Source organism: Stenotrophomonas sp. G4 (genome assembly GCF_003428825.1).
Taxonomy (GTDB): Bacteria; Pseudomonadota; Gammaproteobacteria; order Xanthomonadales; family Xanthomonadaceae; genus Stenotrophomonas; species Stenotrophomonas indicatrix.
The window spans coordinates 1170552-1195219 of record NZ_CP031741.1 but is presented as its reverse complement, the minus strand read 5'-3'; the positions used below and the strand labels follow the sequence as shown (position 1 = coordinate 1195219).

Below are 24668 nucleotides of genomic sequence, written 5' to 3'. Positions count from 1 at the left end.
TGAAAGCCCCTGCGCAATGACGCGAATTGTAATGTTGTTAAGAATTATTTACATTTGCGCCCTGCGCAGTGACCGCGCCGCTCCCAGATGGACCTGACGTGCCCGAAGCCGCCGCCCCGGGTGCTGGACGACTGTTGCCGCCCCTTCCCCGCCTTCACGCTTCGAGCCCGCCATGACCCAGATTTTCCATTCCCGCCTGCCCCGCCGTGCGCTGCTGCCCGCTGCCCTGCTGTCCTGCCTCACCCTGGCTGCGCCGTCGGCATTGGCCGAGGTCGCTGCCGACGCCTCCGATGCCAAGACCCTGGACCGGGTGAGCGTGCGCGCCGAGCAGTCCGCGCCACCATCGAGCACCACCCGCCTGCCGATCACCCTGCAGGAAACGCCACAGTCGTCCACGGTGATCGGTCTGCAGCGCCTGCAGGACGAATCGTTGTTCAGCCTCAACGACGTGATGCGCAATGTCACCGGCGTCAGCGTGTCCTTCTATGACACCCAGCGCCCGCTGTACTACGCGCGTGGTTTTGCCATCACCGATTTCCAGGTGGATGGCATTCCCACCTACAGCGGCTCGACCAACCAGGAATACGACACCGCCTTCTATGACCGGGTGGAAGTGATCCGCGGCGCCAACGGCCTGCTCAGCGGCGCCGGTGTGCCGTCGGCCACGGTGAACCTGCTGCGCAAGCGCCCGGGCAAGGAGTTCGACGCTTCGTTCTCGGTCAGTGCCGGCAGCTGGGACTACCGCCGCATGGAAGCGGACGTGACCGCACCACTGACCGCCGACGGCCGCTTCCGCAGCCGCGTGGTCGCCGCCTACACCGATCGTGATTTCTATTACGACCGCTACAAAGAGAACAAGATGGCCGGTATGGCCGTGCTGGAAGGCGATGTGACCGAGAGCACCACGGTGACCGTCGGCTACCAGACCCAGGACAACAACCCGGTGGGCTCGACCTGGGGCACCGTGCCGTTCTTCGACAGCAAGGGCAACTTCGCCCATCTGCCGCGCTCGACCAACCTGGCACCGAAGTGGAGCTACTGGCAGCGCGAGACCAGCACGGTGTTCGCCAACCTGGAACAGCGCTTCGGTGACAACTGGCTGCTGAAGATCAACACCGCCCATACCCGCGGCAATGTGCAGAACATGCGCCTGTACGGCACCGGCAATCCCGACCCGGTGACCGGCGCGGGCATCTACCTGCGCACCGCCGCCGGCGATTCGGAAGACACCCGCCGCAACGTCGACGCCTACCTGACCGGCACCTTCAACCTGTGGGGCCAGCAGCACGACGTGACCGTGGGCGCGCAGTGGGCCGACCTGGAAGGCACCACCAACACCCTGGCGCTGAACTACCCGCGTGACTGGGCTCGTTGCGGCAGCGAGCGCTGCTACTACATTCCCAACGTGCACACCTGGGATGGCGACATCTCCGAAGTGACCTACACCCTGACCGGCGCGCGCCGCGTGGCCAAGACCACGCAGAGCGGCTTCTACCTGGCCACCCGCCTGCGCCTGGCCGATCCGCTGGCGCTGATCGCCGGCGCACGCCTGAGCCGCTGGCAGACCCAGACCCGCGCCTACAACGCGGCCGGCGCCTACACCGCCACCAGCGGCGCGTACAAGGTGAGCGATGAAGTCACCCCGTACGTGGGCCTGGTGTACGACATCACCCCGAACGTGGCGGCCTATGCCAGCTACACCGAGATCTTCAACCCGCAGAACTACAAGGACCGCAACGAGAACCTGCTGGCGCCGGTGCAGGGCTCCAACCTGGAAGCGGGCCTGAAGACGCAGTGGTTCGACGGTCGCCTGACCGCCAACGCGGCGGTGTTCGAAGCCAAGCAGGACAACTACGCGGTGCGTGACATGAGCGTGCCGGAAGGCTCACTCAGCGACGGCAGCTCGGCCTACATCGGCGTCAACGGCACCAAGGCGCGCGGCTGGGAAGTGGACGTCAACGGCGAGATCCTGCCGGGCTGGACGGTCAATGCCGGCTATACCCACGTCAAGGTGACCCGCGCGGCCACCGACCTGCTGTACGCCAATCCGGCCGAAGACCTGCTGCAGCTCAACACCCAGCTGCAGCTGCGCGGCGCGCTGGAACGCCTGAGCATCGGCGGTGGCGTGCAATGGCAGAGCAAGGTGCAGGGCTACAACATCCCCTACCCGCTGGGCGGCACGGTGACGGTGAACCAGCCGGCGTATGCGCTGGTGCAGTTCAACGCCAACTACCGCATCAGCGACAACTGGACGGCGACGCTGAGCGTGCGCAACGCGCTGGACAAGACCTACTGGGCCAACCTGGACTACAACAACTACGGCGAGCCGCGCTTCGTGGCGGCCAGCCTGCGCTGGAAGTTCTGAGCACCCCGGGAACGGTGGGTGCCGACCATTGGGTGGGTGCCCACTGTTTGGGTAGGTGCCGACCGTTGGTCGGCACGCTTCTTACGCTCCGCCACGACCCACGGTCGTGGCCCACCTGAATGGGCCTGCCTTCGCGCGGGCCTTTTCTTTGCTGCACTGCGGGTTGCAGCCCTTGTCGTAATTATGGCGTAATTATTCCAACGCCATTCGGAAGTCCGCCGATGAACCCGAGTTGGGACACGCTGGAGCGGGGCCGCCAGGCGCGGCTGGAACGCGCCGCGCCATGGGCCAGGGGCCACGAGGTGGCGGCTGGCGATGTCGCCGAGCTGCTGCACGCGCTGCTGGAGCCGGGCGACAAGGTCTGCCTGGAAGGCAACAACCAGAAGCAGGCCGACTTCCTCGCCCAGACGCTGGCCGACCTCGACCCGGCACGGGTGCATGACCTGCACATGGTGCAGTCGGTGCTGTCGCTGCCCTCGCACCTGGATGTGTTCGAACGCGGCATCGCCTCCAGGCTGGACTTCTCCTTCTCGGGGCCGCAGTCGGTGCGGCTGGCCAACCTGGTGGCCGAAGGACGCATCCAGATCGGTGCCATCCACACCTACCTGGAACTGTTCGGCCGCTACTTCATCGACCTCACTCCGCGTGTGGCACTGGTCGCGGCGCAGGCTGCCGACCGCCACGGCAATCTCTACACCGGCCCCAACACCGAAGACACACCGGTGATCGTGGAGGCCACCGCATTCGGTGGCGGCATCGTCATCGCCCAGGTCAACGAGATCGTCGACACCCTCCCCCGCGTCGATATTCCTGCCGACTGGGTCAACTTCGTGGTGCAGGCGCCGCGCCCGAACCATATCGAACCGCTGTTCACCCGCGATCCGGCACAGATCTCCGAGATCCAGGTGCTGATGGCGATGATGGCGATCAAGGGCATCTACGCCGAGTACGGAGTGAACCGGCTCAACCACGGCATCGGTTTCGATACCGCAGCAATCGAACTGCTGCTGCCGACCTACGCCGAGTCGCTGGGGCTGAAGGGAAAGATCTGCCAGCACTGGGCACTCAATCCGCACCCGGCACTGATTCCAGCCATCGAATCGGGTTTCGTCAAATCCGTGCACTCGTTCGGGTCGGAACTGGGCATGGAGAAGTACATCGCCGCGCGCGGGGATGTGTTCTTCACCGGCGCCGATGGTTCGATGCGCTCCAACCGCGCGTTTTCGCAGACCGCAGGGCTGTATGCCTGCGACATGTTCATCGGCTCCACCCTGCAGATCGACCTGCAGGGCAACAGCTCCACCGCAACGCGCGACCGCATCGCCGGCTTTGGTGGTGCGCCCAACATGGGTTCGGATGCACGCGGCCGCCGCCACGCCAGCGACGCTTGGATCAAGGCCGGCCAGCAGGCCGCGCGGCCCGGCGAGATGCCACGCGGGCGCAAACTGGTGGTGCAGATGGTGGAAACCTTCCGCGAGCACATGGCGCCGGCCTTCGTCGACCGCCTCGATGCCTGGGAACTGGCCGAGCGCGCGAGCATGCCGCTGCCGCCGGTGATGATCTACGGCGACGACGTCAGCCATGTGCTGACCGAGGAAGGCATCGCCAACCTGCTGCTGTGCCGCAGCCCGGAGGAACGCGAGCAGGCGATCCGCGGCGTGGCCGGCTATACCGCCGTGGGCAGGGGACGCGACCGCGCCATGGTGGAAAACCTGCGCGACCGCGGAGTGATCCGCCGCCCGGACGATCTCGGCATCAACGTGCGCGATGCCAACCGCGATCTTCTTGCCGCGCGTTCGGTGAAAGACCTGGTGCGCTGGTCCGGCGGTCTGTACGACCCGCCCAAGCGCTTCCGCAACTGGTAAGGGCCACGCCATGGAAACCCTCGACTATCGATTCGCCGGCACGACGCCCGTGCGCTTCCCCACCGATGCGGTGCTGGTCGGCGTACTGGCCTCGGGCAACCTGGAAATCCTGCTGGAACCGGCCGACCTGGACGGTGCGATGACCGTGCGCATCATCACCGCTGCACGTGGCTTCGGCACGGTATGGCAGGCGGTGATCGCCGACTTCGCCCAACGTCACCCCCTGCGCGATGTACGCGTGTCGATCAACGATGCCGGCGCTACACCGGCGGTGGTCAGCCTGCGCCTGGACCAGGCCGTCGAGACCCTGCTTGCCGGAGGCCAGCCATGACGCTCGCACAGCGCACCAGCTATTACGAAGCCGATGCCCGCGCGCGCATCGCCCGGCTGCTTGATGCAGGATCGTTCCGCGAATTTCTCGGCCCAGCCCAGCGCGCCATCAGCCCGCATCTGGCGCAGCTGGACCAGCCGGCCGCCTTCGACGATGGCATCGTCGTCGGCGAGGGACGCCTGCAAGGCAAACGCGTGCTGGTGGCCGCGCAGCAGGGTGAATTCATGGGCGGCGGCGTGGGTGAGGTGCATGGCGCCAAGTTGACCGGCCTGCTGCGCCGCGCGGCGGATACCCATCCCGATGGCGTGCTGCTGCTGCTCGATACCGGCGGTGTGCGCCTGCATGAAGCCAATGCGGGATTGATCGCCATTTCCGAAATCATGCGCGCCACGCTCGGCGCACGGGCCGCCGGGGTGCCAGTGGTGGCGCTGATCGGCAGCGGCAACGGCGCCTTCGGCGGCATGGGCATCGTCGCCCGCTGCTGCAGTACGGTGATCATGTCCGAGGAAGGACGGCTGTCGCTGTCCGGCCCCGAAGTGATCGAGACCGTGCGCGGCGTGGAGGAATTCGATTCGCGCGACCGCGCATTGGTGTGGCGGGTGACCGGTGGCAAGCACCGCTACCTGATCGACCAGGCGCAAGTGCTGGTGCCCGATGCGATCAGCGCGTTCGCCGAGGCCGCCTATGATGCGCTGCAGCCAGACACCGCCAGTGCCGACCCCGACGCGGCACTGGCCGCGCTGCAGGCACGCCACGCCGCGTTGAAGGCGCGCGTACAGGCGTGGGGCGACTGCAACGATGGCCTGCAGATCTGGGCACGCCAGGGCATTGCCGACCCGGAACGTCTGGCGCTGCTGGAAACCGATGCCTTCCTTGCCGCCACTGCGCAGCGGAGCCTGCCATGAGCCTGCCATTGAATTCGCTGCTGGACGCACTGTTCCCGCGTGGCCATGCGATCGCGGTGAACGATTCGGTACTGACCGGCACAGCGACCACCGACGACGGTGAGGTGACGGTGATCGGCACCACCGACAGGATCGAAGTCGGTGTGGACCACGCGCTGGTGCTGGCCGACACCGTGCTGGCCAGCACCGCTGCACATCCGCAGCGCCCCATCGTGATGCTGGTCGATACCGCCGGGCAGCGGCTGGCGCGCCGCGATGAACTGCTGGGCATCAACGGCTACTTTGCCCACCTCGCACAGACCCTGGACCTGGCCCGCCGCCGTGGCGCTCGCCTGGTCACGCTGGTCTACGGCGAATCGGTCAGCGGCGGCTTCCTGTCGTTCGGGCTGATGGCCGACCTCATCCATGCCCTGCCCGATGCGCAGGTGCGGGTGATGGATCTGCGCGCGATGGCACGGGTGACCAAGCAGCCGTTGGAAAAACTGCAGGCGCTCAGCCTGACCTCGCCGGTGTTCGCGCCGGGCGTGGCGAACTACGTGGCGATGGGCGCAGTGCAATCGCTGTGGGATGGCGATCTGGCGCATCACCTGCTGGACGCACTGCGTGCAGCCGTCGACGGTGACCATCGCGCTGCACTGGGCGCCGAACGGGGTGGCCGTACGCTGGCTGCGCAGGTGACCACCGCAGTGAGCCAGGGCAATGCCTGAGCGGCCGGCCCGGCACACGCTGGTCTGGCTGTCGGCCGATGCCGATTGGCGGGCCGACCTGCCCGCGCACGAGCCGCGTCTTGCCGCTTGGTTCGCGCAGGGCTTCCCTGCAGTGGTGGCGCGTCGTGCCGCGGATGATGCCGATCCGCGCCTGCGATTGGGCGTTCCGTTGCCACCGGCCGAAGGCAAGCAGCGCCTGTCGTTGCGCGTACCGCTGTGCGACGTCGTGCACATGCGGGCTCCGCCGGCATTGAGCGAGCTGTTGGCAGCAGGCGACGCCGGTATTCCACAGCCGTGGCAGGAATCACTCCACGACCTGCAGGCACTGGCGCCGGCCCGTGTGTTCGGCGCCTTCGCCTGGCAATGGCTGACCGCCCTGCCCTATGTACATGAGCGTTCGGACATCGACCTGCTGTGGCAGGTGACCGATGCCGCGCAGGCCGAGGCGCTGATCGCGCAGTTGCTGGCATGGGAGACCCGCCATCCGCATCGCCTTGATGGCGAGCTGTGCCTGCCCGATGGTGGCGCGGTGAACTGGCGCGAACTTGCCGGCCGCAGTCGCCAGGTGCTGGTGAAACGCCTTGATGGAGCCGCATTGGAAGCGCGTGATGCACTGTTCGCCACGCGCGAGGCGATCGCATGATCGCCGCCCCGAAGCCGTTGCCGGCACGCGACGCGGTGGTCGACAGCGCACGCCTGGGACGGCTGGCCATTGCCAGCCTGCACGCCGAGCTGGCGTGCGCCCCGAAGCCGGGCTTGGTCACCCCGTTCGACAGCGGCAGCCATGACGACATGGATGCCGGCACTTTCCTGCGCAGTCTTTTCGCCCTGCGCCACTACTTCACGGCGGTGGCCAGGGCCGGTGCCGCCGGCGCCCTCTTCACGGTGCTGCGCGATCACGGTATTGCCGCTGAAGCGGCCATGCTGGCCGCCACCGCCGGCATCAACACCCATCGCGGTGCGATCTTCAGCCTTGGCCTGCTGGTGGCCGCCGCTGCTGAGCGCAGGCGCGTGCATGGCCATGCCGTGTCGGGCGCGCAGGTGTGCCTGGCGGTGCAGCAGTGGAAAGACGCGCTCATCGCTGCGCCGCTGGACCCGCACAGCCCGGGACAGCGCGCACGTGCGCGTCATGGGGTCTGCGGCGTACGCGAACAGGCTGCCGCCGGCTACCCGGTGCTGCGTGAGCTGGCCCTGCCTGCCCTGCGCCATGCGCTGGACAGCGGCCTGCCGCGCGACGCCGCGTTGTGCCAGACGCTGATGCAGCTGGTGGCACAGGTGGACGATCTGAACCTGCTGCATCGCGGCGGTACCGAGGGCCTGCGCTGGGCGCAACAACAAGCGGCCACATTCCTTTCCGCCGGTGGCGCCTTCGCGCCGGACTGGCGCGTGCGCCTGCAGTCCATCGGCGATGCGTTCGTGAGGCGTCGGCTCAGCCCGGGTGGCAGTGCCGATCTGCTGGCCTGCGCCTGGTTCCTGCTGCAGCAGGAGGGCGCATGAGCCTGGCCCTGCTCTGCCCCGGACAGGGTGCGCAGCATCCGGCGATGTTCGACCATGTGCGCGGCATGGCCGCTGCACGCGCGGTACTGGATGCGGCGAGCGACGCGCTGGGGCGCGATGTGTTCGCGGCCGCGGCCGGCGACGACCGCTTCGACAACGCACAGGCGCAGCCGCTGCTGTGCTCCGCCAGCATCGCGCACTGGCATGCCCTGCGCGGCGCCGTGCCGGACCCGATCGTGGTGGCCGGGTACAGCATCGGCGAACTGGCGGCACATGCCATCGCCGACAGTTTCGACGTGACCACCTGCCTGTCCCTGTCGGCGCAGCGTGCACGATTCATGGACGCCGTCAGTCCGGTCGATGGCGGAATGCAGGCGATGCTGGGGCTGGATCGACAGACGGTGCAGACATTGTGCGAAATCCACGGCACGCACGTGGCGATCGCCAACGGCACAGATCATTTCATCGTTGGCGGCACGCTGCCGGCACTGCGTGCGCTGGCCGCTGCCGCGCACGCACAAGGTGCCGAGGTGCGCGTGCTGCCGGTACATGTGCCGGCGCATACGCCACTGCTGTCGGCGGCGGTCGCACCGTTTGCCGCCGCACTGCAGGCCACCACGTTGCAGGCGCCGCGCCTGCCGCTGCTGGCCGGCATCGACGCACGGCCGGTGCGAGACATCGCAGCGGTGGTGCACACGCTGTCCGCGCAGCTGGCACAGACCATCGAGTGGGCACAGGTGATGCGCCAGGCCTTCGAGCGCGGCGCACGGGTGTTCCTGCAGCTGGGCCCCGGCAACGCACTGGCACGCATGATCGCGCCGGCCTATCCGTGCTGCGAGGTACGCGCGATCGAGGAATTCCAGAGCCTGGACGGCGCGGCGGCGTGGGTCCGCAGCGCGCTGCAGCGGCTGCAGTAACGGGTTTGAGCAGTACGTAACGCGCAGTACGTAACAGGCCATACCCCGGGATGGCGGGCTTCCATCCGTGCAACACGCGAATCAGGTGTCTGGGAGGGCGCATGACTCCACAAATTGCAACGATCATCGGTCTGGTGATCATGTTCATCGTCGCCACCGCGATGCCGATCAACATGGGCGCCGTCGCCTTCGCACTGGCCTTCATCGTCGGCGGGCTCTGGGTCGACATGGGGGGCAAGGAGGTTCTCGCCGGCTTCCCGGGAGACCTGTTCCTGACCCTGGTCGGCATCACCTACCTGTTCGCCATCGCGCAGAAGAACGGCACCATCGACCTGCTGGTGCACTGGGCGGTGAAAGCGGTACGCGGCCATATCGTGGCCATCCCGTGGGTGATGTTCGTGATCACTGCCGTGCTGACCGCCTTCGGTGCGCTGGGCCCGGCCGCGGTTGCGATCATCGGCCCGGTCGCGCTGCGCTTTGCCAAGCAGTACAACATCAATCCGTTGATGATGGGCCTGCTGGTGATCCATGGCGCGCAGGCCGGTGGCTTCTCGCCGATCAGCGTGTACGGCAGCATCACCAATGGCGTGGTGCAGAAGGCAGGCCTGGAAGTCACCGAAATGGCGGTGTTCCTGACCAGCCTCGGCTTCAACTTCATGATGGCCACGATCTGCTTCTTCGCCTTCGGCGGCATCGCGCTGCTGCGTCGCGGTTCGATCACTGCGGCGGGCAAGGTAGGCACCGCGGAGCTGGCGATGGCCGGTGGCCCGCAGGCTTCATCGCGGCAGTTCGCCATCGAAGGCCACGGTGCGCTGGTCGCAGCCGGTGGTGGCACCCTGTCCAACGATCCAGTGGCACTGGATGCGGTGGGCCTGACCCGCGAGCGCTTGTTCACCCTGATCGGCCTTCTCGGCCTGGGTGTGGCCGCGCTGATCTACAACCTCAACGTCGGCCTGGTCTCGATCACCGTTGCGGTGGTGCTGGCCCTGCTGTCGCCGCAGAGCCAGAAGGGTGCGGTGGACGGCATCAGCTGGTCCACCGTGCTGCTGATCTGCGGCGTGGTCACCTACATCGGCGTGCTGGAACATGCCGGTGCCGTGGACTTCATCGGCCACGGCGTCTCCAGCATCGGCATCCCGCTGCTGGGCGCGTTGCTGGTCTGCTACGTGGGCGGCATCGTCTCCGCATTCGCCTCGTCGGCGGCGGTGCTGGGCGCCACCATTCCGCTGGCCGTGCCGTTCCTGATGCAGGGTCATCTCAGTGCAGCTGGCGTGATCTGCGCGCTGGCGGTGTCCTCCACCATCGTCGATGTCAGTCCGTTCTCGACCAACGGCGCACTGGTGGTGGCCTCGGCCGCGAAGGAAGAACGCGAAACGCTGTTCCGCCGCTTCCTGGTCTACAGCGGCCTGGTGGTGGTGTTTGGCCCGCTGCTGGCGTGGCTGGTGTTCGTGGTGCCGGGCTGGATGTGAATGCCTGCGGCAGTGCCGGTCGCTGGCCGGCAACCTCGTGCATCCGTCGAACGATCACGGGTTGCCGGCCAGCGGCCGGCACTGCCTGGCGTTACACTTTCCGCATGACCATCGCTCCCGCTCCGCGTTCTCCGAAGAAGCGCGCCCCTCTGTATGAGGAGGTGGCCGAACACGTGCGCGAGCGGATCTACGACTACCGCCTGCCGCCGGGCGAGTGGATCGACGAACCGGCGCTGTGCGAGGAACTGGCCATCAGCCGTACGCCCCTGCGCGAAGCGTTGAAGCTGCTCGCTGCCGAAGGCCTGGTGCAGATCGATGCCGGCCGCGGCGCACGGGTAACCCGGTTGACCCTGGAAGACCTCAACCAGCTGTTCCCGGTGATGGCGATGCTGGAAGGCCGATGTGCGCATGAAGCGGTCAAGCACATCGACGACGCCGGCGTGCAGCAGCTGGAAGACCTGCACGCGGCGATGGAAGCGGCCGCCGCCGAGGGCAACATCGCCGAGTACTACCGCAACAACTACCTCATCCACGAGACAGTGCAGCATTACGCCGGCAACCCGTGGCTGATCCGCATCACCCACGACCTTCACCGCATCCTGAAGATGCATCGCGGCCGCCAGCTGCTGGCGCCGGGCCGCACCGCGCAGTCGCTGGCCGAACACCGCGAACTGATGGACTGCTTCCGCCAGCGCGATGCTGCAGCCGCCGAACGCACGATGGAACGCCACCTGCTCAGCCAGGGCCAGGCCTTGGCTGCGTATGTGGCCAGCGGCGGGTTGTTGAACGTGCCTGCGCCGTTGCCGACCGAAGGCGGAAGCTGAGTTCATGGGGTTGCCGGCCAGCGGCCGGCACTACCGGGGCATGACCTCGCCTCAATCGCTGCCGCCGCAGCTGCCGCCGTCTCCGCCCCCACCGCTGTCGCCACTGCTGCAGTCGGAACTGCTGTAGCTGTGGTGGCTGTTGCTGTCCCCGGAATAGCCCCCGGTGAAATCCACCGGTCCACCGCCGCTGCCATCGGCGCGCGCGGGCGAACCATCGGCGGTGGCCATCGCCATGCACACGATCGCGCCGACCAGGGGCAGCAGCCACACCACCAGCAGCTGCCCGGCGCGGCTGCTGGCGGGAAGGTCGTCGCGGCCCAGCACCACGAAACTGGCCACCAGGTTCAGCCCCAGCACCAGGGCAATCAGGACGAGGGTCACAGCCAGCATGGCGCAGCTCCTTGCGAAGGGTTCGGGCCCGCAGACGATACCACCGCCGCCGGTTCGCCCTGCCTGTCATGAAGATGGGACAATGTGGAGCGCGCCGGCCTGCCCTCGGGGCCGCCGGCCCCCCTGCACCACACGGAAGAAGAAGAACAACAACATGCTGAAAGTCATTTTCGATACCGACCCGGGCGTCGACGACGCGCTGGCTCTGCTGTACCTGCACAAGCACCCCCAGATCGACCTGATCGGCGTCACCACCACCTTCGGCAATGCCTCGGTGGAGTCGACCACCCACAACGCGCTGTACCTGAAGCAGGCCTGGGGCCTGTCCGCGCCGGTCGCGCGCGGCGCCGAAGGCCCGCTGCAGCCCGAAGCCACCCCGGAAGCCTGGCCGGTGCACATCCACGGCCACAACGGGCTGGGCAACCACCCGGTGCCGGAAACGCTGGACGCAACCGCCGACGGCCGTCCTGCGCACCAGCTGATCATCGACCTGGTGCGCGCCCATCCGGGCGAAGTGACCCTGGTGGCGGTCGGCCGCATGACCAACCTGGCGCTGGCCCTGCAGCAGGCCCCGGACATCGCCGGCCTGGTGCGTGGCGTGGTGCTGATGGGCGGTGCGTTCCACGTCAACGGCAACATCACCCCGGCGGCCGAGGCCAACATCTGGGGTGACGCGGAAGCGGCCGACATCGTGTTCACCGCCCAGTGGCCGGTCACCGCGATCGGCCTGGACGTGACCACCCGCGTCGAGATGAACCGCGACGGCCTGGACAAGCTGGCCGCGATCGGCGGCGCCGATGCCGAACTGGTCCGCGCCCTGTCGCAGGACTACGTCGACTTCTATCTGCAGGCCGGCCACAAGGGCATGGTCGTGCACGACTGCTGCGCCTGCATCGCCCTGACCCGCCCGGAGCTGTTCCAGTTCGAGCGCGCCAGCGTGCGCGTGGCCACCGACGGTGTCGCCCGTGGCATGACCATTCCCAAGCCGGAAGGCATGGGCTTCGGCCCCAGCGTGTGGGACGGCCATGTCCTGCAGTCCATCGCCATCGGCGTGGATGCGGCCGCGGTGCTGGCCGACATCGAGCAGATCCTGAAGGTCTAAGCGCTCACTGCCCGCCCCGGGACACGGGGCGGGTCTTCGGCACGGTCTCCGGCAGCGTCCACAGCACCGGCAGCACCAGCACCGCCACCAGCGCGATCATCGCCCCCGGCGCCGCCGCCCAGCCGCTGCGTTCCACCCACCATTGCGCCAACCACGGCGTCGCCCCGCCGAACACTGCGGTGGCCATGGTCACCCCCAGCGCCAGACCACTGACCCGGCCCTCGCCGGGGAACTGCTCGGCCGTAGCCGGTGCCGCCACCGCACTGATACCGCCGGCCACACAGGCCAGGCTCACCGCTGCCAGCACGATGCCCAACGGCGCAGCAGAGGCCATCCAGCCGAACATCGACAACGGCAGCAGCGCCGCCAGCACCGTCAGCCCCAGCAGCAGCGGACGCCGCCCGAAGCGATCGGACAGCGCCCCGCACAGCGGGGTGATCGCGATCACCGCCACCGCCGCAATCGTCGACAGCCACAGCGCATCACCTTCGTCGTGCCCTTGTGCGTGCAGGAATGCTGGCACATAGGTGATGCCCACGTAGTAGGTGATCGAACCCAGTGCGGAAATCGCGAACGTGCGCGCCACGGCACCAGGATGGTTGCGCAGCACGTGCCGCAGCGGCGTAGCCGGAATGCTGCCTTCGCGCCGCTGCCGTTCGAACTCCGGCGATTCGTGCATGCCCGAACGCGCGATCAGGATCACCAGTGCCAGCGCCGCGCCGAACAAGAACGGGATCCGCCAGCCCCAGCTGTCCAGCTGCGGCGCAGGCAGCAGGGCCACGGTGAGCGCGGAGATCGCCACCGCCAGCAACGCGCCCACTTCGCTGGCCGCCGAGGCCAGCGAGGTGACCAAGCCACGTCGTCGCGCCGGCGCGCTTTCCAGAAGATAGGCGACCACGCCTGTGTATTCGCCGCCCACGGAAAACGCCATCACGCAGCGCAGGATCAGCAGCAGCACGCCAGCAGTCACACCCGCGGTGGCCGCGGTCGGCAGCAACGCGGTGGCCAGCATGGCCGCGGCCATCAACGCCATCGAGGCCAGCAGCATCCAGCGCCGGCCGAGCCGGTCACCCAGGTGGCCGAAGCACAGCGCACCGAGCGGACGCATCAGGTAGGACACCGCGAAGCCGGCCAGGGTGACCAGCATCGCCTCTTGGCCACCGCCGAAGAACACCCGCGACAGCACCGTGGCGAAGTACAGGTACAGGGTGAAGTCGTACCACTCCACCACCGTGGACAGGCCGGCCACCCACATCGAGCGCTGCCGTCCTGCGGTCATTGCGTGCTTTCCTTCATGGCCGCAGCGTGTCATGAAGGCGGTGACGATGCAGTAGATCCACGCCATGCGTGGATGGCTTGCCCCGCCAGACTTCAGGCCGGCAACTGCAACAGCGCCTGCAAACCGCCGCCCTCGCGATTGTGCAGCCGTAGAGAACCACCGAGCGATTGCGCCAGCTGCACGGCGATGGCCAGACCGAGCCCGGTACCGCCGGTATCCCGGTTGCGTGAGCTTTCCAGCCGATGGAAGGGCGCCAATACCGCCTGCAGCTGGTCCTCGGGAATACCGGGGCCACGATCGGAAATCCGAATCCACACCCTGCCCGCCTCGTCACGACCGGCATCAATCTCCGCGCTCCCGGCATAGCGCAAAGCGTTGTCGACCAGATTGCCGACCACCCGCCGCAGTGGTTGCGGCCACGTCTGCACGATCAGGCCGCTCGGGGCGCCACCACTGACTGGCTTGCCCACGTCCTGGTAATCGCCGACCACGCTGGACAGGAATGCCGCCAGATCCATTGCCACCGGCTCACCACTGGCCACATGGCTGCTGCGCGCGTACGCCACGCCTTCGCGTACCAGCTGTCCCAGATGGTCCAGGTCGGCCAGCAGCCGTTGCTGGGTGGCGTCTTCAGGCAGCGTTTCCACCCGCAGCTTCATCCGCGTGATCGGCGTCTGCAGATCGTGCGAGATCGCCGCCAGGATCTGCAGGCGTTCACTGACATGACCACGGATGCGGGCCTGCAGTGCGTTGAGTGCCGTTGCTGCGGTGCCTACCTCCGCTGGACCGTCTTCAGGCAGCGCCGGCCCGTCCTGGCCGGGCTGCAGGTGCTCCATCGCGTGCGACAGCTGTGCCAACGGCCGCATCGCCAGCCGTACCGCCAACCATGCGCACAGCAGCAGCAGCGCCAGCTGCGCCATCAGCACCAGCGGTAACCAGCGTGCCAGTGGCAGGCCGGACGGTGTGACCTCGATGGTCAGCGGCGTGCCGTCGTGCAGGCGCAGCTCCACTTCGAAGCGCTCGGGCATACGCGAGGCCTGCCGCGCCTGCAGCGGATATCGATGCCGCAGACTGTCATCGATGATGCTGGTGACCTGTCGCGCACGATCAGTCTCCGGCGCAGGGCCGGCCGCGGCCGGGCGCAACAGATAGCGGTAGGTTCGCCGTTCCAGACGCGGCACCCACGCTTCGCGCTCGCTGGCGGGCAAGCGCTCCAGCAAGGCCACGCTCACGGCCACGTCCTCGTCGAGGTTGCGCAGCATCATGCTGCGGGTGGACTGGTAGCGCTCGTAGAACAGCAGGCCGAACGACAGCGCATGGGCCAGAGTCAGCCCACCCAGCAGCAACAGCAGCAGCCGCGCCGACAGCGTGCGCGGCCACGGCAGGCGGCGCGCCGCGGCGTTCATTCCTCCGGCCCCAGCAACTGCACCGGCACGCTGAACACATAGCCTTCGCTGCGCACGGTCTTGATGTAGGTCGGCTCACGCGCATCGTCGCCCAGGCGCTGGCGCACGCGGCTGACCAGCAGGTCGATCGAGCGGTCGAACAGTTCCGCATCGCGGCCCTGGGTGAGGCTGAGCAGCTGGTCGCGGCTGAGCACACGGTTGGCGTGGTCAAGGAACACGCGCAGCAGCCGGAACTCGGCGCCGCTGAGCGGATAGGCGGTGTCCTGCGCGTCCAGCAGGTGGCGGGCGGTGGTATCCAGGCGCCATTCGCCGAAGGCCAGCTGGCGGCCGGCTTCGCTCACCTGCAGGTTCGGCGGCAGCATCTGCGTGCGGCGGATCACCGCGTTGATGCGTGCCAGCAGTTCGCGCGAGGAGAACGGTTTGGTCACGTAATCATCGGCGCCCATTTCCAGGCCGATGATGCGGTCGGTCTCATCATCGCGGGCGGTCAGCAGCACCACCGGCACGGCGCGGTGCTTGCCGGCCCGCAGGTTGCGGCACAGGCTCAAGCCATCCTCGCCGGGCATCATCACATCCAGCACCACCAAGTCCACCGCATGGGTGTCCATCAGCGCGCGCATCGCGCGGCCACCATCGGCCTGGCTGACGCGCAGGCCGTTGCGCTGCAGGTAGTCGGCCAGCATCTGGCGGATGTCGCTGTCATCGTCGACGACAAGGATGTGCGGTACGTGGTTCATCGTATTCTCGATCGAGGCAGGGGCGAAGCCGCGCGACGCGGCCATGGTAGCGCGGCTCAGGGGCTGGCCAGCAGGCGCTGGATCTCGCTTTCGGTACGCGCATAGTCGCCTTCACCGTAGTGCCGGTAGACCACCCGCCCCTGCCGGTCGATCAGGTACAGCGCGGGCCAGAAACGGTTACCCCACGCGTTCCAGATCCGGTACTGGTTGTCCTGCACCACCGGCCAGGTGATATCCAGCCGGTGGATCGCACGGCGCAGGTTCCCCGGCAGCCCTTCATACGCGAATTCGGGGGTGTGCACGCCGATCACGTGCAGGCCCTGTTCCGCGTATCGGCGATGCCACTGGTGAACGTACGGCGCCACGTTGAGGCAATTGCTGCAGGTGTAGGTCCAGAATTCGACCAGCACCACCTGTCCGCGCAGCTGCTGCAGGGTCAGCGGCGGGGTGTTGTGCCATGGCCCACCGCCGCTGAATCCCGCAGCGGGTGCGGCCTCGGCAGTCTGTGCACCGGCTTCGGGGCTTGGCCACGCAAGCAGCAGCGCAACGGCGCCGAGCAGGGACAGCAGCAGCGGCACGGTATAGGCACGAAGCGTGGCCATTGCTCAGCCCCCCTGCTCGGCCAGCGGCAGCTCGGCCGGCTTCACACCGGCAGCTTCCAGGATGCTGTCGGCCACCTGCGCGGGGTGCGAGAGCAGCGAGACATGGCTGCTGCCGATCGACTGCAGCTGCGCGCCAATGCGCTGCGCGGTGGCGACCTGCAGCTGCGGCGAGAGCATGCGGTCATCGCGGCTGACCACGTACCAGCTCGGCTTGCTGCGCCATGCCGCCGTGGTCACGGCCTCACCCAGCCCACTGGCCTTCAACGGCACCTGCGTGCTGTACAGCAGGGCGGCGGCCTTCTTCATCACGTCGGGTGCGAAATCCTGGGCGATGGCATCGGCCGGCAGGGTCAGGTAACCGTCTTTCTCCTGCAGGCGGGTCAGCCCGGGGCCGACCGGGAAGCCTTCGCCCTGCTGCGCGGAGGACTGGCCGACATCCGGTGCGAACGCGGCCACGTAGACCAGCGCCTGCACCTTGGGATCGTCGCCCGCTTCGGTGATGACCGTGCCGCCCCAGCTGTGGCCGACCAGCACCACCTTGCCAGGTGCGGCAGCGATCGCGCGACGGGTAGCGGCAACGTCATCGGCCAGCGAGGTGAGCGGATTCTGTACCGCCACCGCCGGCAGCTTCCAGGCATGCAGGGTGCCGATGACCTTGTTCCAGCTGGAGCCATCGGCGAAGGCGCCATGCACCAGGATGATGGTGGGCGGCGCGCCGGCATCGGCCTGCACGGCGAAGGCGGGGGTGGCGGTGCCGGCCAGGGCCAGGGCAGCGGCAAGCAGGGTGGTGCGGATCATGGGCGGCACTCCGGTGTTGGGAGTGGCCATTTCCGCGTGCCGGTGTATCCCTGCTGTTTCGCTGTGATGCCGAGTTGTACCGGACTGTAGGGCGGCGGCGGGTTCCTACAGTGGGATACATTCGGCCGCTGGGCATGCCCCGGCGCCATCGGGTGGATATCGCTCCCCGCACGCGGGCGCGCAATGCGCCGATGCGCCCCCGATGCGGCGTCTTTGTATCCAACTGTACGAAACCCCTGCCGCAGCCACAGTCGCTGACAAAACCCCGCGCATCGACACACGTTGCCGATACCTGCGTGGCCCGAAATGGCCTCCATCGACAACCGGCCCGCAGGACACACCCATGATCAGCACCGCCTCCTCCCTCTACACCCCACGCCTGGATGCCGTCGGCCGCTGGCTTTCGCCGCTGGCCCTGCGCGCCCTGCTCGCCTGGGAATTCTTTGAATCCGGTCGCGAGAAGCTGGGCGGCCAGAACTGGTTCGCCGATCTGGAAGGCCGGTTCCCGTTCCCCTTCTCCACCCTGCCCGCCTCGCTCAACTGGCAGCTGGCCACCTGGCTGGAACTGGTGGGCGCGGTGATGCTGCTGCTGGGCCTGGCCACGCGCTCGGTGGCGTACATCTTCTGGGTGCTCACCATCGTGGCCATCGCCGCCGTGCACTGGCCCGACCAGTGGAACGGCCTGGATGAACTCTGGCGGGGCTATGCGATCACCGACCAGGGCTACGGCAACTTCAAGCTGCCGCTGCTGTTCCTGGCCATGCTGCTGCCGCTGATCCTCAACGGTGCTGGATCACTCAGCCTGGACCGTCTGCTTGCCAGCCCGCAACACGCCGCCGCAGACGATGACGGCCTCGGCTGGGGCAGCAGCCTGATCGCGCTGCTGCTGCCGGTCGCCGCACTACTGCCCGGCGTCGGCTTCGGCGGTGCCCTGCTCGGCGCCGCGTTGTTGCTGGCCCATGTACTACGCCGTCGCCGCAGCGCCTGATCCGCTTCCGCCCTCTCCCACCCTTCCTCGCATCGCATTCCGTCGCCTTCCAGCGGCGTCCATCCCGCACGCCCTGCGTGCACATCCCAAGGAGTCATCACCATGTCCGTCTCGACCAATAACACCTCTGCTTCCCGTCTGCCGCGCATCGGCGCCATCGGCATCGCCCTGGCCGGCGGCCTGCTGCTGGCCGGCCAGGCTGCCGCGATCCAGCCGCTGGCGATCAGTGCCGTGGCCATGAGCGCCGCCGCCGAAGGCAAGTGCGGTGAAGGCAAGTGCGGCGCCAACAAGGCCACCACCAGCAAGCCCGCCGGCAAGGCCAAGGTAGCCGAGGGCCAGTGCGGCGAAGGCAAGTGCGGCGACGCCTCGTTTGCCCGGACCGACCGTGACCACGACGGAAAGGTGTCGCGTGCCGAGTTCAATGCCGTGGCCGCCAAACGTGCCGCCGAATTCGACCGCATCGACACCGACCACGACGGTTACATCAGCGAGCAGGAAGCGCACGACTACCTGCGCAGCGTCTACACCGCCAATGGCAAGCCGATGCCGAAGGGCCTGTTCTCGCGCGTTGCCGACTGATTGCCCGCACCCGGCGCCGCCCTCGTGGCGGCACCTCATCCCGGAGTACCCACCATGTCCCTGCCTTTGCCTACCGCCAGTGCGGGCCTCGGCCTGCGCCGAGGCCTGATCGATGAGCTTCTGGCGATGCCGGCCGATGCCATCGACTTCCTCGAATGCTCGCCGGACAACTGGATCGGCGTCGGCGGTGCACACGGTGCCGCGCTGCGCCAGCTGAGCGAGCGCCACCGCCTGACCTGCCACGGTCTTTCGCTGTCGCTGGGTGGACCGGACCCACTGGACCGCACGCTGCTGCAACAGACCCGCGCTTTTCTCGACCTGCACCAGGTACAGCTGTACAGCGAACACCTGAGTTACTGCGCCGCCGGGGGCCATCTCTATGACCTGCTGCCGCTGCCGTTCACCGCCGAGGCCGTACGCCACGTTGCCGGTCGCATCGCCCAGGTGCAGGACAGCCTGGGGCGTCGTATCGCGGTGGAGAACATCTCCTACTACGCAGTGCCCGCTGCCGACATGAGCGAGATCGAGTTCATCACTGCCGTGCTTGCCGAAGCCGACTGCGACCTGCTGCTGGACGTCAACAATGTCTTCGTCAACGCCTGTAACAATGGCTACGACGCCTTCGATTTCCTGCGCCGCGTGCCGGCCCACCGCGTGGCCTCCCTGCATGTGGCTGGCCACTTCGACGAGGACGACGGCTTCAAGATCGACACCCACGGCGCGCCGGTGAAGGGTGTGGTCTGGGCCCTGCTACACCAGGCCTATGCGCACGTCGGCGTGCGCCCCACCCTGCTGGAGTGCGACTTCAATTTCCCGCCGCTGGCCGAACTGCTTGCTGAAGTGCAACAGATCCGCAGGGCCCAGGCTGACGCCGAGTTGCCGGAGGTGGCCCATGGCTGAGTCCCTGGCCACGTTGCAGCGGCGCTGGGCCGACCATGTGCGCGATCCCTCGATGCCCGCACCCGATGGCATCGCGGCATGGCGGCTGGCGATCTACTGCCGCCTGTGCATCGACAGTCTGGACAACCTGCTGGCCGGCAGCCTGCCGCGCCTGCATCAACAACTGGGCGAAGCGCGCTGGCGTGGCCTGGTCGAGCACTACTACGCGTACCACGACTGCCACACCCCGCTGTTCCCGCAGATCGCCAGCGAGTTCGCTGCCTGGCTGGCGGCGCAGGACACGTTCGCGCTGCCCGGCTGGGCAGCGGAACTGGCGCACTACGAGAGCACGCAGCAGGCACTGCACATCGAAGCGCGTGATGCCGGGCATTCGTTGCACTCCATGCCTGCGGGCAGCGACGTGCTGGCGCTGTCGCCGCTGGTGCGGGTACTGGGCTACCAGTGGCCGGTGCATGAGGACGCCGGACTGGACGATGCGCCCGCCAGCGAGCCGACACTTCTGCTGCTGCGTCGCCTGGCGGACGACCGCCTGCAGGTCGAGGAACTGGCACCGCTTGCATATGCGCTGTTGTCGGCCTTTGGCAACGACGGTGCGCGCGTGGACGACGCCCGGCAGGCGCTGGCTGAGGCGCATGGCGTGGCCACCGATGCACTGCGCGTGGTGGCCGCGCCCTTGCTGGGCGAACTGTGCGCGGCCGGCGTGCTGGTCGCGCTGACCGGGTTCTGAGATTGCCGGCCAGCGGCCGGCACTACCCCTATCTGATTCGAGGTCTGACCATGGCTGTTTCCAACACTTCCTTGCTGCATGGCTGGCGCCTGTTCATGGCCATCGCCGCAGTCCTGATCGCCTTTGCGCTGGCAGCCTTCGCTCTGCAACCGGATCTGGCCGAGGGCAGCCGCGCAGCGATCCGGGTCACTGCCCGCACGTCGTTCCTGCTGTTCCTGGCCGCGTTTACGGCATCGTCATTTGCCACCCTGCTGCCCGGGCCGACCACCCGCTTCCTGATGCGCGAGCGCCGCATCATCGGCCTGTCGTTTGCGTTCTCGCATCTGCTGCATGCCTTCGCCATCACCGCGTTCGGCATCCTCAATCCGGCGTTCTGGCCAGCGCGCTCCGCCCTTGCCAATCTTCCCGGAACGATGGGTTACGTGGCCATCCTGGCGCTGGCCATCACCTCGCACCGGAGCATCGCCCGGCGCATGGGTCCAACCGCCTGGCGGCGACTGCACGTCACCGGCATGTGGGTCATCGCGGCGGTGTTCACCTATTCGTACTTCAAACGTGTACCCACGAACTTCTGGTATGCGGTGCCTTCGGCACTGCTGTTCACCGCCTTCGTGGTCCGCTGGATCGCCAAACGTGCTCAGTCGCTGCGCCGCAGCGCCCACGCCCGTCCTTCCCTGCCAGCGGCCTGATCATCCCCAACCGGAGTTTGAACATGACAGTCTCTTCCTCTCGCCGCCGTGCACTGGTCATCGGCGGCTCACGCGGTATCGGTGCGGCCATTGCGCAACGCTTGGCCGTTGATGGCCATGACGTCGCCATCACCCACGTCTCGCGCCCCGATGGGGCGCAGGCATCGCTTGATGCCATCCGCGCGCACGGTGGCCGCGCGCTCGCCTTCCAGGCTGACAGCAGCGATGCCGATGCGTTGCGCCGGGCCGTGGCCGCCGCTGCGCAGGCCTTCGGTGGGTTGGATGTGCTGGTGGTCAATGCCGGCCTGTACCGGCATACACCGATCGACAGCGTGGATCTGCCTACGCTGGACCAGCTGCTGGCGGTGAACATACGTGGCGTGGTGCTGGCCATCCAGGCGGCCCTGCCGCATCTGTCCGGCGGTGGCCGCATCATCACCATCGGCAGCAACACTGCCGTGCGCAGTGGTTCGCCCGGCAGCAGCCTGTATGCGATGAGCAAGGCGGCGGTGGCCGCTCTGGTGCGCGAGCTGGCGCTGGAGCTGGCCCCCAGCGGCATCACCATCAACAACCTGCAACCCGGCCCGACTGCGACCGACATCACCGCCGGGCTGGATGAAAAGCTTGCTGCGCGGGTACCCCTGGGCCGCATTGCCCAGCCTGCCGAGATCGCGTCATTGGCCAGTTGGGTAGCGGGGCCGGAAGCGGGCTACATGACAGGCAGCAGCCTGACCATCGATGGAGGCTTCATCCTCTGAGCCGTTGCACGATCCCCCATCCCACACCCCACCGCATCACGGCGCCCGGCGCAGGGTGATCATCGTAATCTCCGACGGTACGCCGATGCGGGCCGGGAACCCGGCCCACAGGCCGGCACCGTTGCTCACGTACAGCGTCATGCCATCCACCGCGTAGCGACCGGAGACGAAGCCGCCGTTGGCGCGCTTCACCAGCTGGTCCATGCCGATGATCTGTCCGCCATGGGTGTGCCCGGACAGCTGCAGCTTCACCCCGCGTGCAGCGGCCTCGCGTGCATTGCGGGGCCGATGGTCGAGCAGGATCACCGGTGCGCTGGGGTCGGCACCGGCCAGGGCGGCCTCCAGGTCGGGCAGCGGCAGGCCATAGCGTGCGGCGACCGGGTCGGTGACGCCGGCGATGGTCAGTGCCGCCCCGCCGCGGCGCACCTGGGTGTGGCTGTTTTCCAGCACCTGCATGTGCAGCGCGCGGAACGCCTGCATCCATTCGCTGTACTGCGCGTAGTACTCGTGGTTGCCGGTAATGGCGATCACCCCGTCTGGCGCACGCAGGTCCGCCAGTGGCGTGTAATCGTTGCGGCGCGCCTGCACGCTGCCGTCGATCAGGTCGCCGGTGATCACCACCAGATCCGGCTGCAGTGCATTGCTTGCAGCCACGACCTGGCGCACCCAGTCGCCGGTCAGCAGGCGGCTGGCGTGAATGTCGGTGAGCTGCAGCACACGGTAGCCATCGAAGGCCTGCGGCAGTCCGCTGATGGCCACCTCGATCTGCCGTGGCTTGGGTACGGCCATGCCCTGGCTGACACCGAAGGCACTGAGCAGCAGCGCCAGCACCGCGGCAGACGGGCGCAGCGCCTTGCTGCGCAGTACGGAAAGGGCGCGCGGGGCGCGCAGCAGGCGCGCGGCCAACAGGCCGGCGTCCAGCACCAGCAACGCCAGGGCCAGCAGCAGCACGGCGGTGGAACCGGTGGCCAGCGTGGCAATGGCCATCTTCGGAATTTCCGGGGAGGCCATCGTGCCCCAGAAGCTGGCGACGATGCGCAGCTGCACGGCAATGCCCACCAGCAGCACCGACAGCACCACCTTCGACCAGACAGGCAGGCGCAGCGGCCAGAAAAGGCGCCAGGCCACATACAGGCCCATCAGAAAACCAATCGTACTCAGCACTACGACAATCCAGAACGGCGAACAGGCCCGCCATGGTGACGGCAGAAGATGGCAATGGATAGAGCCGGGCATGGGCCCAGCCCCGACATCGTCACGCTTCCGGCAAGCGTTCCACCCGCAACCGGGTGATGCGCCGCTTCTCCATCGCCAGCACGGTGATGCGGATACCGGCCACCTCCAGCGTGTCGCCGATGTCGGGCAGGCGCCCCAGTTGCTCCAGCACCAGCCCGGAAATGGTCATGTAGTCCGCGCTGCGCGGCAGCGACACGCCGGCCAGCCGCTGCAGGTCGTCCAGGGTCAGCGCGCCGTCGGCGTCCCAGCAGTCCTCGCCCTGTGCAACCACGCCATAGCGCTCGTCCTGGGTATCGGCCAGATCACCGGCGATGGCCGCCAGCAGGTCGTTGGCCGTCACCAGGCCTTCCACGCTGCCGTACTCGTCCACCGCCACTGCCAACGGCACCGGGTGCTGGCGGATCAGCTCCAGGGCCTGCAACGCACTGGCGCTGGACAGCACGTACTGCGGCTCGCGCAGGTTGCCTTCCAGTTGCAGTGGCTTGCCCTGCAGCAGGTCGGCCAGCAGGTCACGGCTCTGCACCACGCCACGCAGGCTGTCCAGGTCGCCCTCGCCCACCAGCATCCGCGTATGCGGCGACGCCACCAGGCGTGCGACCACATCGTCGTGACCACGCGCCATGTCGATCCACTGCACGTCGGCACGCACCGTCATCACGCTCGATACCGGGCGGTCGGCCAGGCCCAGCACACTGCGGATCATCTCGTGCTCGGCGGGCTGCAGGCGTTCTTCGGAGCTGCCGCGCTCATCGGCTTCATCTTCATCGTGGCCATTGGCCTGGCGCGCACCCAACAGCCGCAGCACGGCATCGGCAGTACGCTGGCGGAACGGCTGGCGCTGTTCGTTGCGCTCGCGGTTGAAACGTATCCACTGGTTGAACGCTTCCACCAGGATCGAGAACGCGATGGCCGCGTACAGGTACCCCTTCGGGATCTTGTAGCCCAGGCCCTCGGCCACCAGGCTGAAACCGATCATCAGCAGGAAGCCCAGGCACAGCACCACCACGGTCGGGTGCTTGTTGACGAAGCGGGTCAGCGGCTTGCTGGCCAGCAGCATCAGCGCCATCGCGATGGTCACCGCCGCATACATCACGCCGAGGTTGTCGACCATGCCGACCGCGGTGATCACCGAATCCAGCGAGAACACCGCATCAAGCACCACGATCTGCGCCACCACCATCGCAAAGCTGGCATAGACCTTCTTGCCGTCCTCGTGATGCTCGCGGCCTTCAAGCCGCTCGTGCAGCTCCATGGTGCCCTTGAACAGCAGGAACAGGCCGCCGCCGAGCAGGATCAGATCGCGGCCGGAGAAGCTGTGCTCCAGCAGCGTGACCAGTGGCTCGGTCAGTTTCATGATCCAGGCCAACGCAGCCAGCAGCACCAGCCGCATCAGCAGCGCCAATGCCAGGCCGATCACCCGCGCGCGGTCGCGCTGGTGCGGCGGCAGCTTGTCGGCCAGGATCGCGATGAACACCAGGTTGTCGATGCCGAGAACGATCTCCAGCACGACCAGGGTTGCAAGGCCCATCCATATCGAGGGGTCAGCCAACCATTCCATTTCAGGTCCGTTTCGTCAGTAAGGGAAAAGTGGTGCGGT

25 protein-coding genes are annotated in these 24668 nt (G+C 67.6%); 17 read left to right on the top strand and 8 right to left on the bottom strand.

Translation table 11 applies throughout. The features are described from left to right. Nucleotides 1-172 precede the first annotated feature (172 nt). The 10 genes from D0Y85_RS05565 (at nt 173) to D0Y85_RS05520 (ending at nt 10880) form a co-directional block, all read left to right on the top strand. Complete coding sequence (locus tag D0Y85_RS05565) at nt 173-2365, top strand: TonB-dependent siderophore receptor (RefSeq protein WP_117309780.1); 2193 nt, start codon at nt 173-175, stop codon at nt 2363-2365. Nucleotides 2366-2586: 221 nt separating this feature from the next. Beyond that, nucleotides 2587-4230 carry a malonate decarboxylase subunit alpha gene (gene mdcA, locus D0Y85_RS05560; protein WP_117309779.1) on the top strand — a complete coding sequence of 548 codons (1644 nt, stop codon included), beginning with the start codon at nt 2587-2589 and terminating at the stop codon, nt 4228-4230. A gap of 10 nt (nt 4231-4240) precedes the next feature. Next, on the top strand, nt 4241-4561 hold the full coding sequence (mdcC, locus tag D0Y85_RS05555; RefSeq protein ID WP_032975933.1) for a malonate decarboxylase acyl carrier protein: 321 nt from the start codon (nt 4241-4243) through the stop codon (nt 4559-4561). Continuing rightward, a complete protein-coding gene (locus D0Y85_RS05550; protein WP_117309778.1) occupies nt 4558-5466 on the top strand; it encodes a biotin-independent malonate decarboxylase subunit beta in 909 nt (302 codons plus the stop codon). Before mdcC ends, D0Y85_RS05550 begins: the two co-directional genes overlap by 4 nt. A 2-nt stretch (nt 5467-5468) precedes the next feature. Beyond that, entirely contained in the window at nt 5469-6173 is a 705-nt protein-coding gene (gene mdcE, locus D0Y85_RS05545; protein WP_117311856.1) for a biotin-independent malonate decarboxylase subunit gamma, read from the top strand. After that, complete coding sequence (gene mdcG, locus D0Y85_RS05540; protein WP_117309777.1) at nt 6166-6816, top strand: malonate decarboxylase holo-[acyl-carrier-protein] synthase; 651 nt, start codon at nt 6166-6168, stop codon at nt 6814-6816. The genes mdcE and mdcG overlap by 8 nt, the downstream gene beginning before the upstream one ends. Next, nucleotides 6813-7670, top strand: a complete 858-nt coding sequence (gene mdcB, locus D0Y85_RS05535; RefSeq protein WP_117309776.1) for a triphosphoribosyl-dephospho-CoA synthase MdcB — start codon at nt 6813-6815, stop codon at nt 7668-7670. Before mdcG ends, mdcB begins: the two co-directional genes overlap by 4 nt. After that, a complete protein-coding gene (mdcH, locus tag D0Y85_RS05530; RefSeq protein WP_117309775.1) occupies nt 7667-8587 on the top strand; it encodes a malonate decarboxylase subunit epsilon in 921 nt (306 codons plus the stop codon). The genes mdcB and mdcH overlap by 4 nt, the downstream gene beginning before the upstream one ends. A 101-nt stretch (nt 8588-8688) precedes the next feature. Then, entirely contained in the window at nt 8689-10056 is a 1368-nt protein-coding gene (locus D0Y85_RS05525) for an SLC13 family permease (RefSeq protein ID WP_117309774.1), read from the top strand. 104 nt (nt 10057-10160) lie between these two features. Continuing rightward, a complete protein-coding gene (locus tag D0Y85_RS05520) occupies nt 10161-10880 on the top strand; it encodes a GntR family transcriptional regulator (protein ID WP_117309773.1) in 720 nt (239 codons plus the stop codon). Between the two features lie 51 nt (nt 10881-10931). On the opposite strand, the gene D0Y85_RS05515 is transcribed toward D0Y85_RS05520, so the two are convergent. Then, a complete protein-coding gene (locus tag D0Y85_RS05515) occupies nt 10932-11270 on the bottom strand; it encodes a hypothetical protein (protein ID WP_117309772.1) in 339 nt (112 codons plus the stop codon). A gap of 154 nt (nt 11271-11424) precedes the next feature. Between D0Y85_RS05515 and D0Y85_RS05510 the strand changes: the two genes are divergently transcribed. Beyond that, complete coding sequence (locus D0Y85_RS05510) at nt 11425-12372, top strand: nucleoside hydrolase (protein WP_117309771.1); 948 nt, start codon at nt 11425-11427, stop codon at nt 12370-12372. Between the two features lie 4 nt (nt 12373-12376). On the opposite strand, the gene D0Y85_RS05505 is transcribed toward D0Y85_RS05510, so the two are convergent. From D0Y85_RS05505 to D0Y85_RS05485, 5 genes are all read right to left on the bottom strand, one after another. Beyond that, a complete protein-coding gene (locus D0Y85_RS05505; protein WP_117311855.1) occupies nt 12377-13651 on the bottom strand; it encodes an MFS transporter in 1275 nt (424 codons plus the stop codon). 92 nt (nt 13652-13743) lie between these two features. Then, the gene (locus D0Y85_RS05500) at nt 13744-15057 is read right to left on the bottom strand and encodes a HAMP domain-containing sensor histidine kinase (protein ID WP_117309770.1); all 1314 of its coding nucleotides are present in this window, start codon (nt 15055-15057) and stop codon (nt 13744-13746) included. Next, nucleotides 15054-15794, bottom strand: coding sequence for a response regulator (locus D0Y85_RS05495; RefSeq protein WP_025873908.1), 741 nt, complete (start codon nt 15792-15794; stop codon nt 15054-15056). The genes D0Y85_RS05500 and D0Y85_RS05495 overlap by 4 nt, the downstream gene beginning before the upstream one ends. A 56-nt stretch (nt 15795-15850) precedes the next feature. Further along, nucleotides 15851-16396 carry a redoxin family protein gene (locus D0Y85_RS05490; RefSeq protein ID WP_117309769.1) on the bottom strand — a complete coding sequence of 182 codons (546 nt, stop codon included), beginning with the start codon at nt 16394-16396 and terminating at the stop codon, nt 15851-15853. 3 nt (nt 16397-16399) lie between these two features. Continuing rightward, nucleotides 16400-17194 carry an alpha/beta hydrolase gene (locus tag D0Y85_RS05485; RefSeq protein ID WP_117309768.1) on the bottom strand — a complete coding sequence of 265 codons (795 nt, stop codon included), beginning with the start codon at nt 17192-17194 and terminating at the stop codon, nt 16400-16402. A 343-nt stretch (nt 17195-17537) separates the two neighbouring features. Here D0Y85_RS05485 and D0Y85_RS05480 point away from each other — a divergent pair, with 343 nt between their 5' ends. The 6 genes from D0Y85_RS05480 to D0Y85_RS05455 all read left to right on the top strand — a co-directional run bounded on the left by D0Y85_RS05480 (nt 17538) and on the right by D0Y85_RS05455 (nt 21835). Then, nucleotides 17538-18182: a DoxX family protein gene (locus D0Y85_RS05480; RefSeq protein ID WP_025873911.1), complete on the top strand. Its 645-nt coding sequence runs from the start codon at nt 17538-17540 to the stop codon at nt 18180-18182. A 102-nt stretch (nt 18183-18284) separates the two neighbouring features. Continuing rightward, the gene (locus D0Y85_RS05475) at nt 18285-18761 is read left to right on the top strand and encodes an EF-hand domain-containing protein (RefSeq protein WP_025873912.1); all 477 of its coding nucleotides are present in this window, start codon (nt 18285-18287) and stop codon (nt 18759-18761) included. 54 nt (nt 18762-18815) lie between these two features. Continuing rightward, on the top strand, nt 18816-19661 hold the full coding sequence (locus tag D0Y85_RS05470; RefSeq protein WP_117309767.1) for a DUF692 domain-containing protein: 846 nt from the start codon (nt 18816-18818) through the stop codon (nt 19659-19661). Further along, nucleotides 19654-20388 carry a putative DNA-binding domain-containing protein gene (locus D0Y85_RS05465; protein ID WP_117309766.1) on the top strand — a complete coding sequence of 245 codons (735 nt, stop codon included), beginning with the start codon at nt 19654-19656 and terminating at the stop codon, nt 20386-20388. Before D0Y85_RS05470 ends, D0Y85_RS05465 begins: the two co-directional genes overlap by 8 nt. Nucleotides 20389-20438: 50 nt before the next feature. Further along, nucleotides 20439-21077, top strand: a complete 639-nt coding sequence (locus tag D0Y85_RS05460) for a ferric reductase-like transmembrane domain-containing protein (protein ID WP_025873915.1) — start codon at nt 20439-20441, stop codon at nt 21075-21077. A 23-nt stretch (nt 21078-21100) separates the two neighbouring features. Next, a complete protein-coding gene (locus D0Y85_RS05455; RefSeq protein WP_025873916.1) occupies nt 21101-21835 on the top strand; it encodes an SDR family oxidoreductase in 735 nt (244 codons plus the stop codon). A gap of 36 nt (nt 21836-21871) precedes the next feature. Here the strand turns inward: D0Y85_RS05455 and D0Y85_RS05450 are convergent, their stop codons facing one another. Together D0Y85_RS05450 and D0Y85_RS05445 are read right to left on the bottom strand one after the other, a co-directional pair. Continuing rightward, the gene (locus D0Y85_RS05450) at nt 21872-23008 is read right to left on the bottom strand and encodes a metallophosphoesterase (protein ID WP_117311854.1); all 1137 of its coding nucleotides are present in this window, start codon (nt 23006-23008) and stop codon (nt 21872-21874) included. 82 nt (nt 23009-23090) lie between these two features. Beyond that, nucleotides 23091-24629, bottom strand: a complete 1539-nt coding sequence (locus tag D0Y85_RS05445) for a TerC family protein (protein WP_117309765.1) — start codon at nt 24627-24629, stop codon at nt 23091-23093. Between the last annotated feature and the right edge of the window lie 39 nt (nt 24630-24668).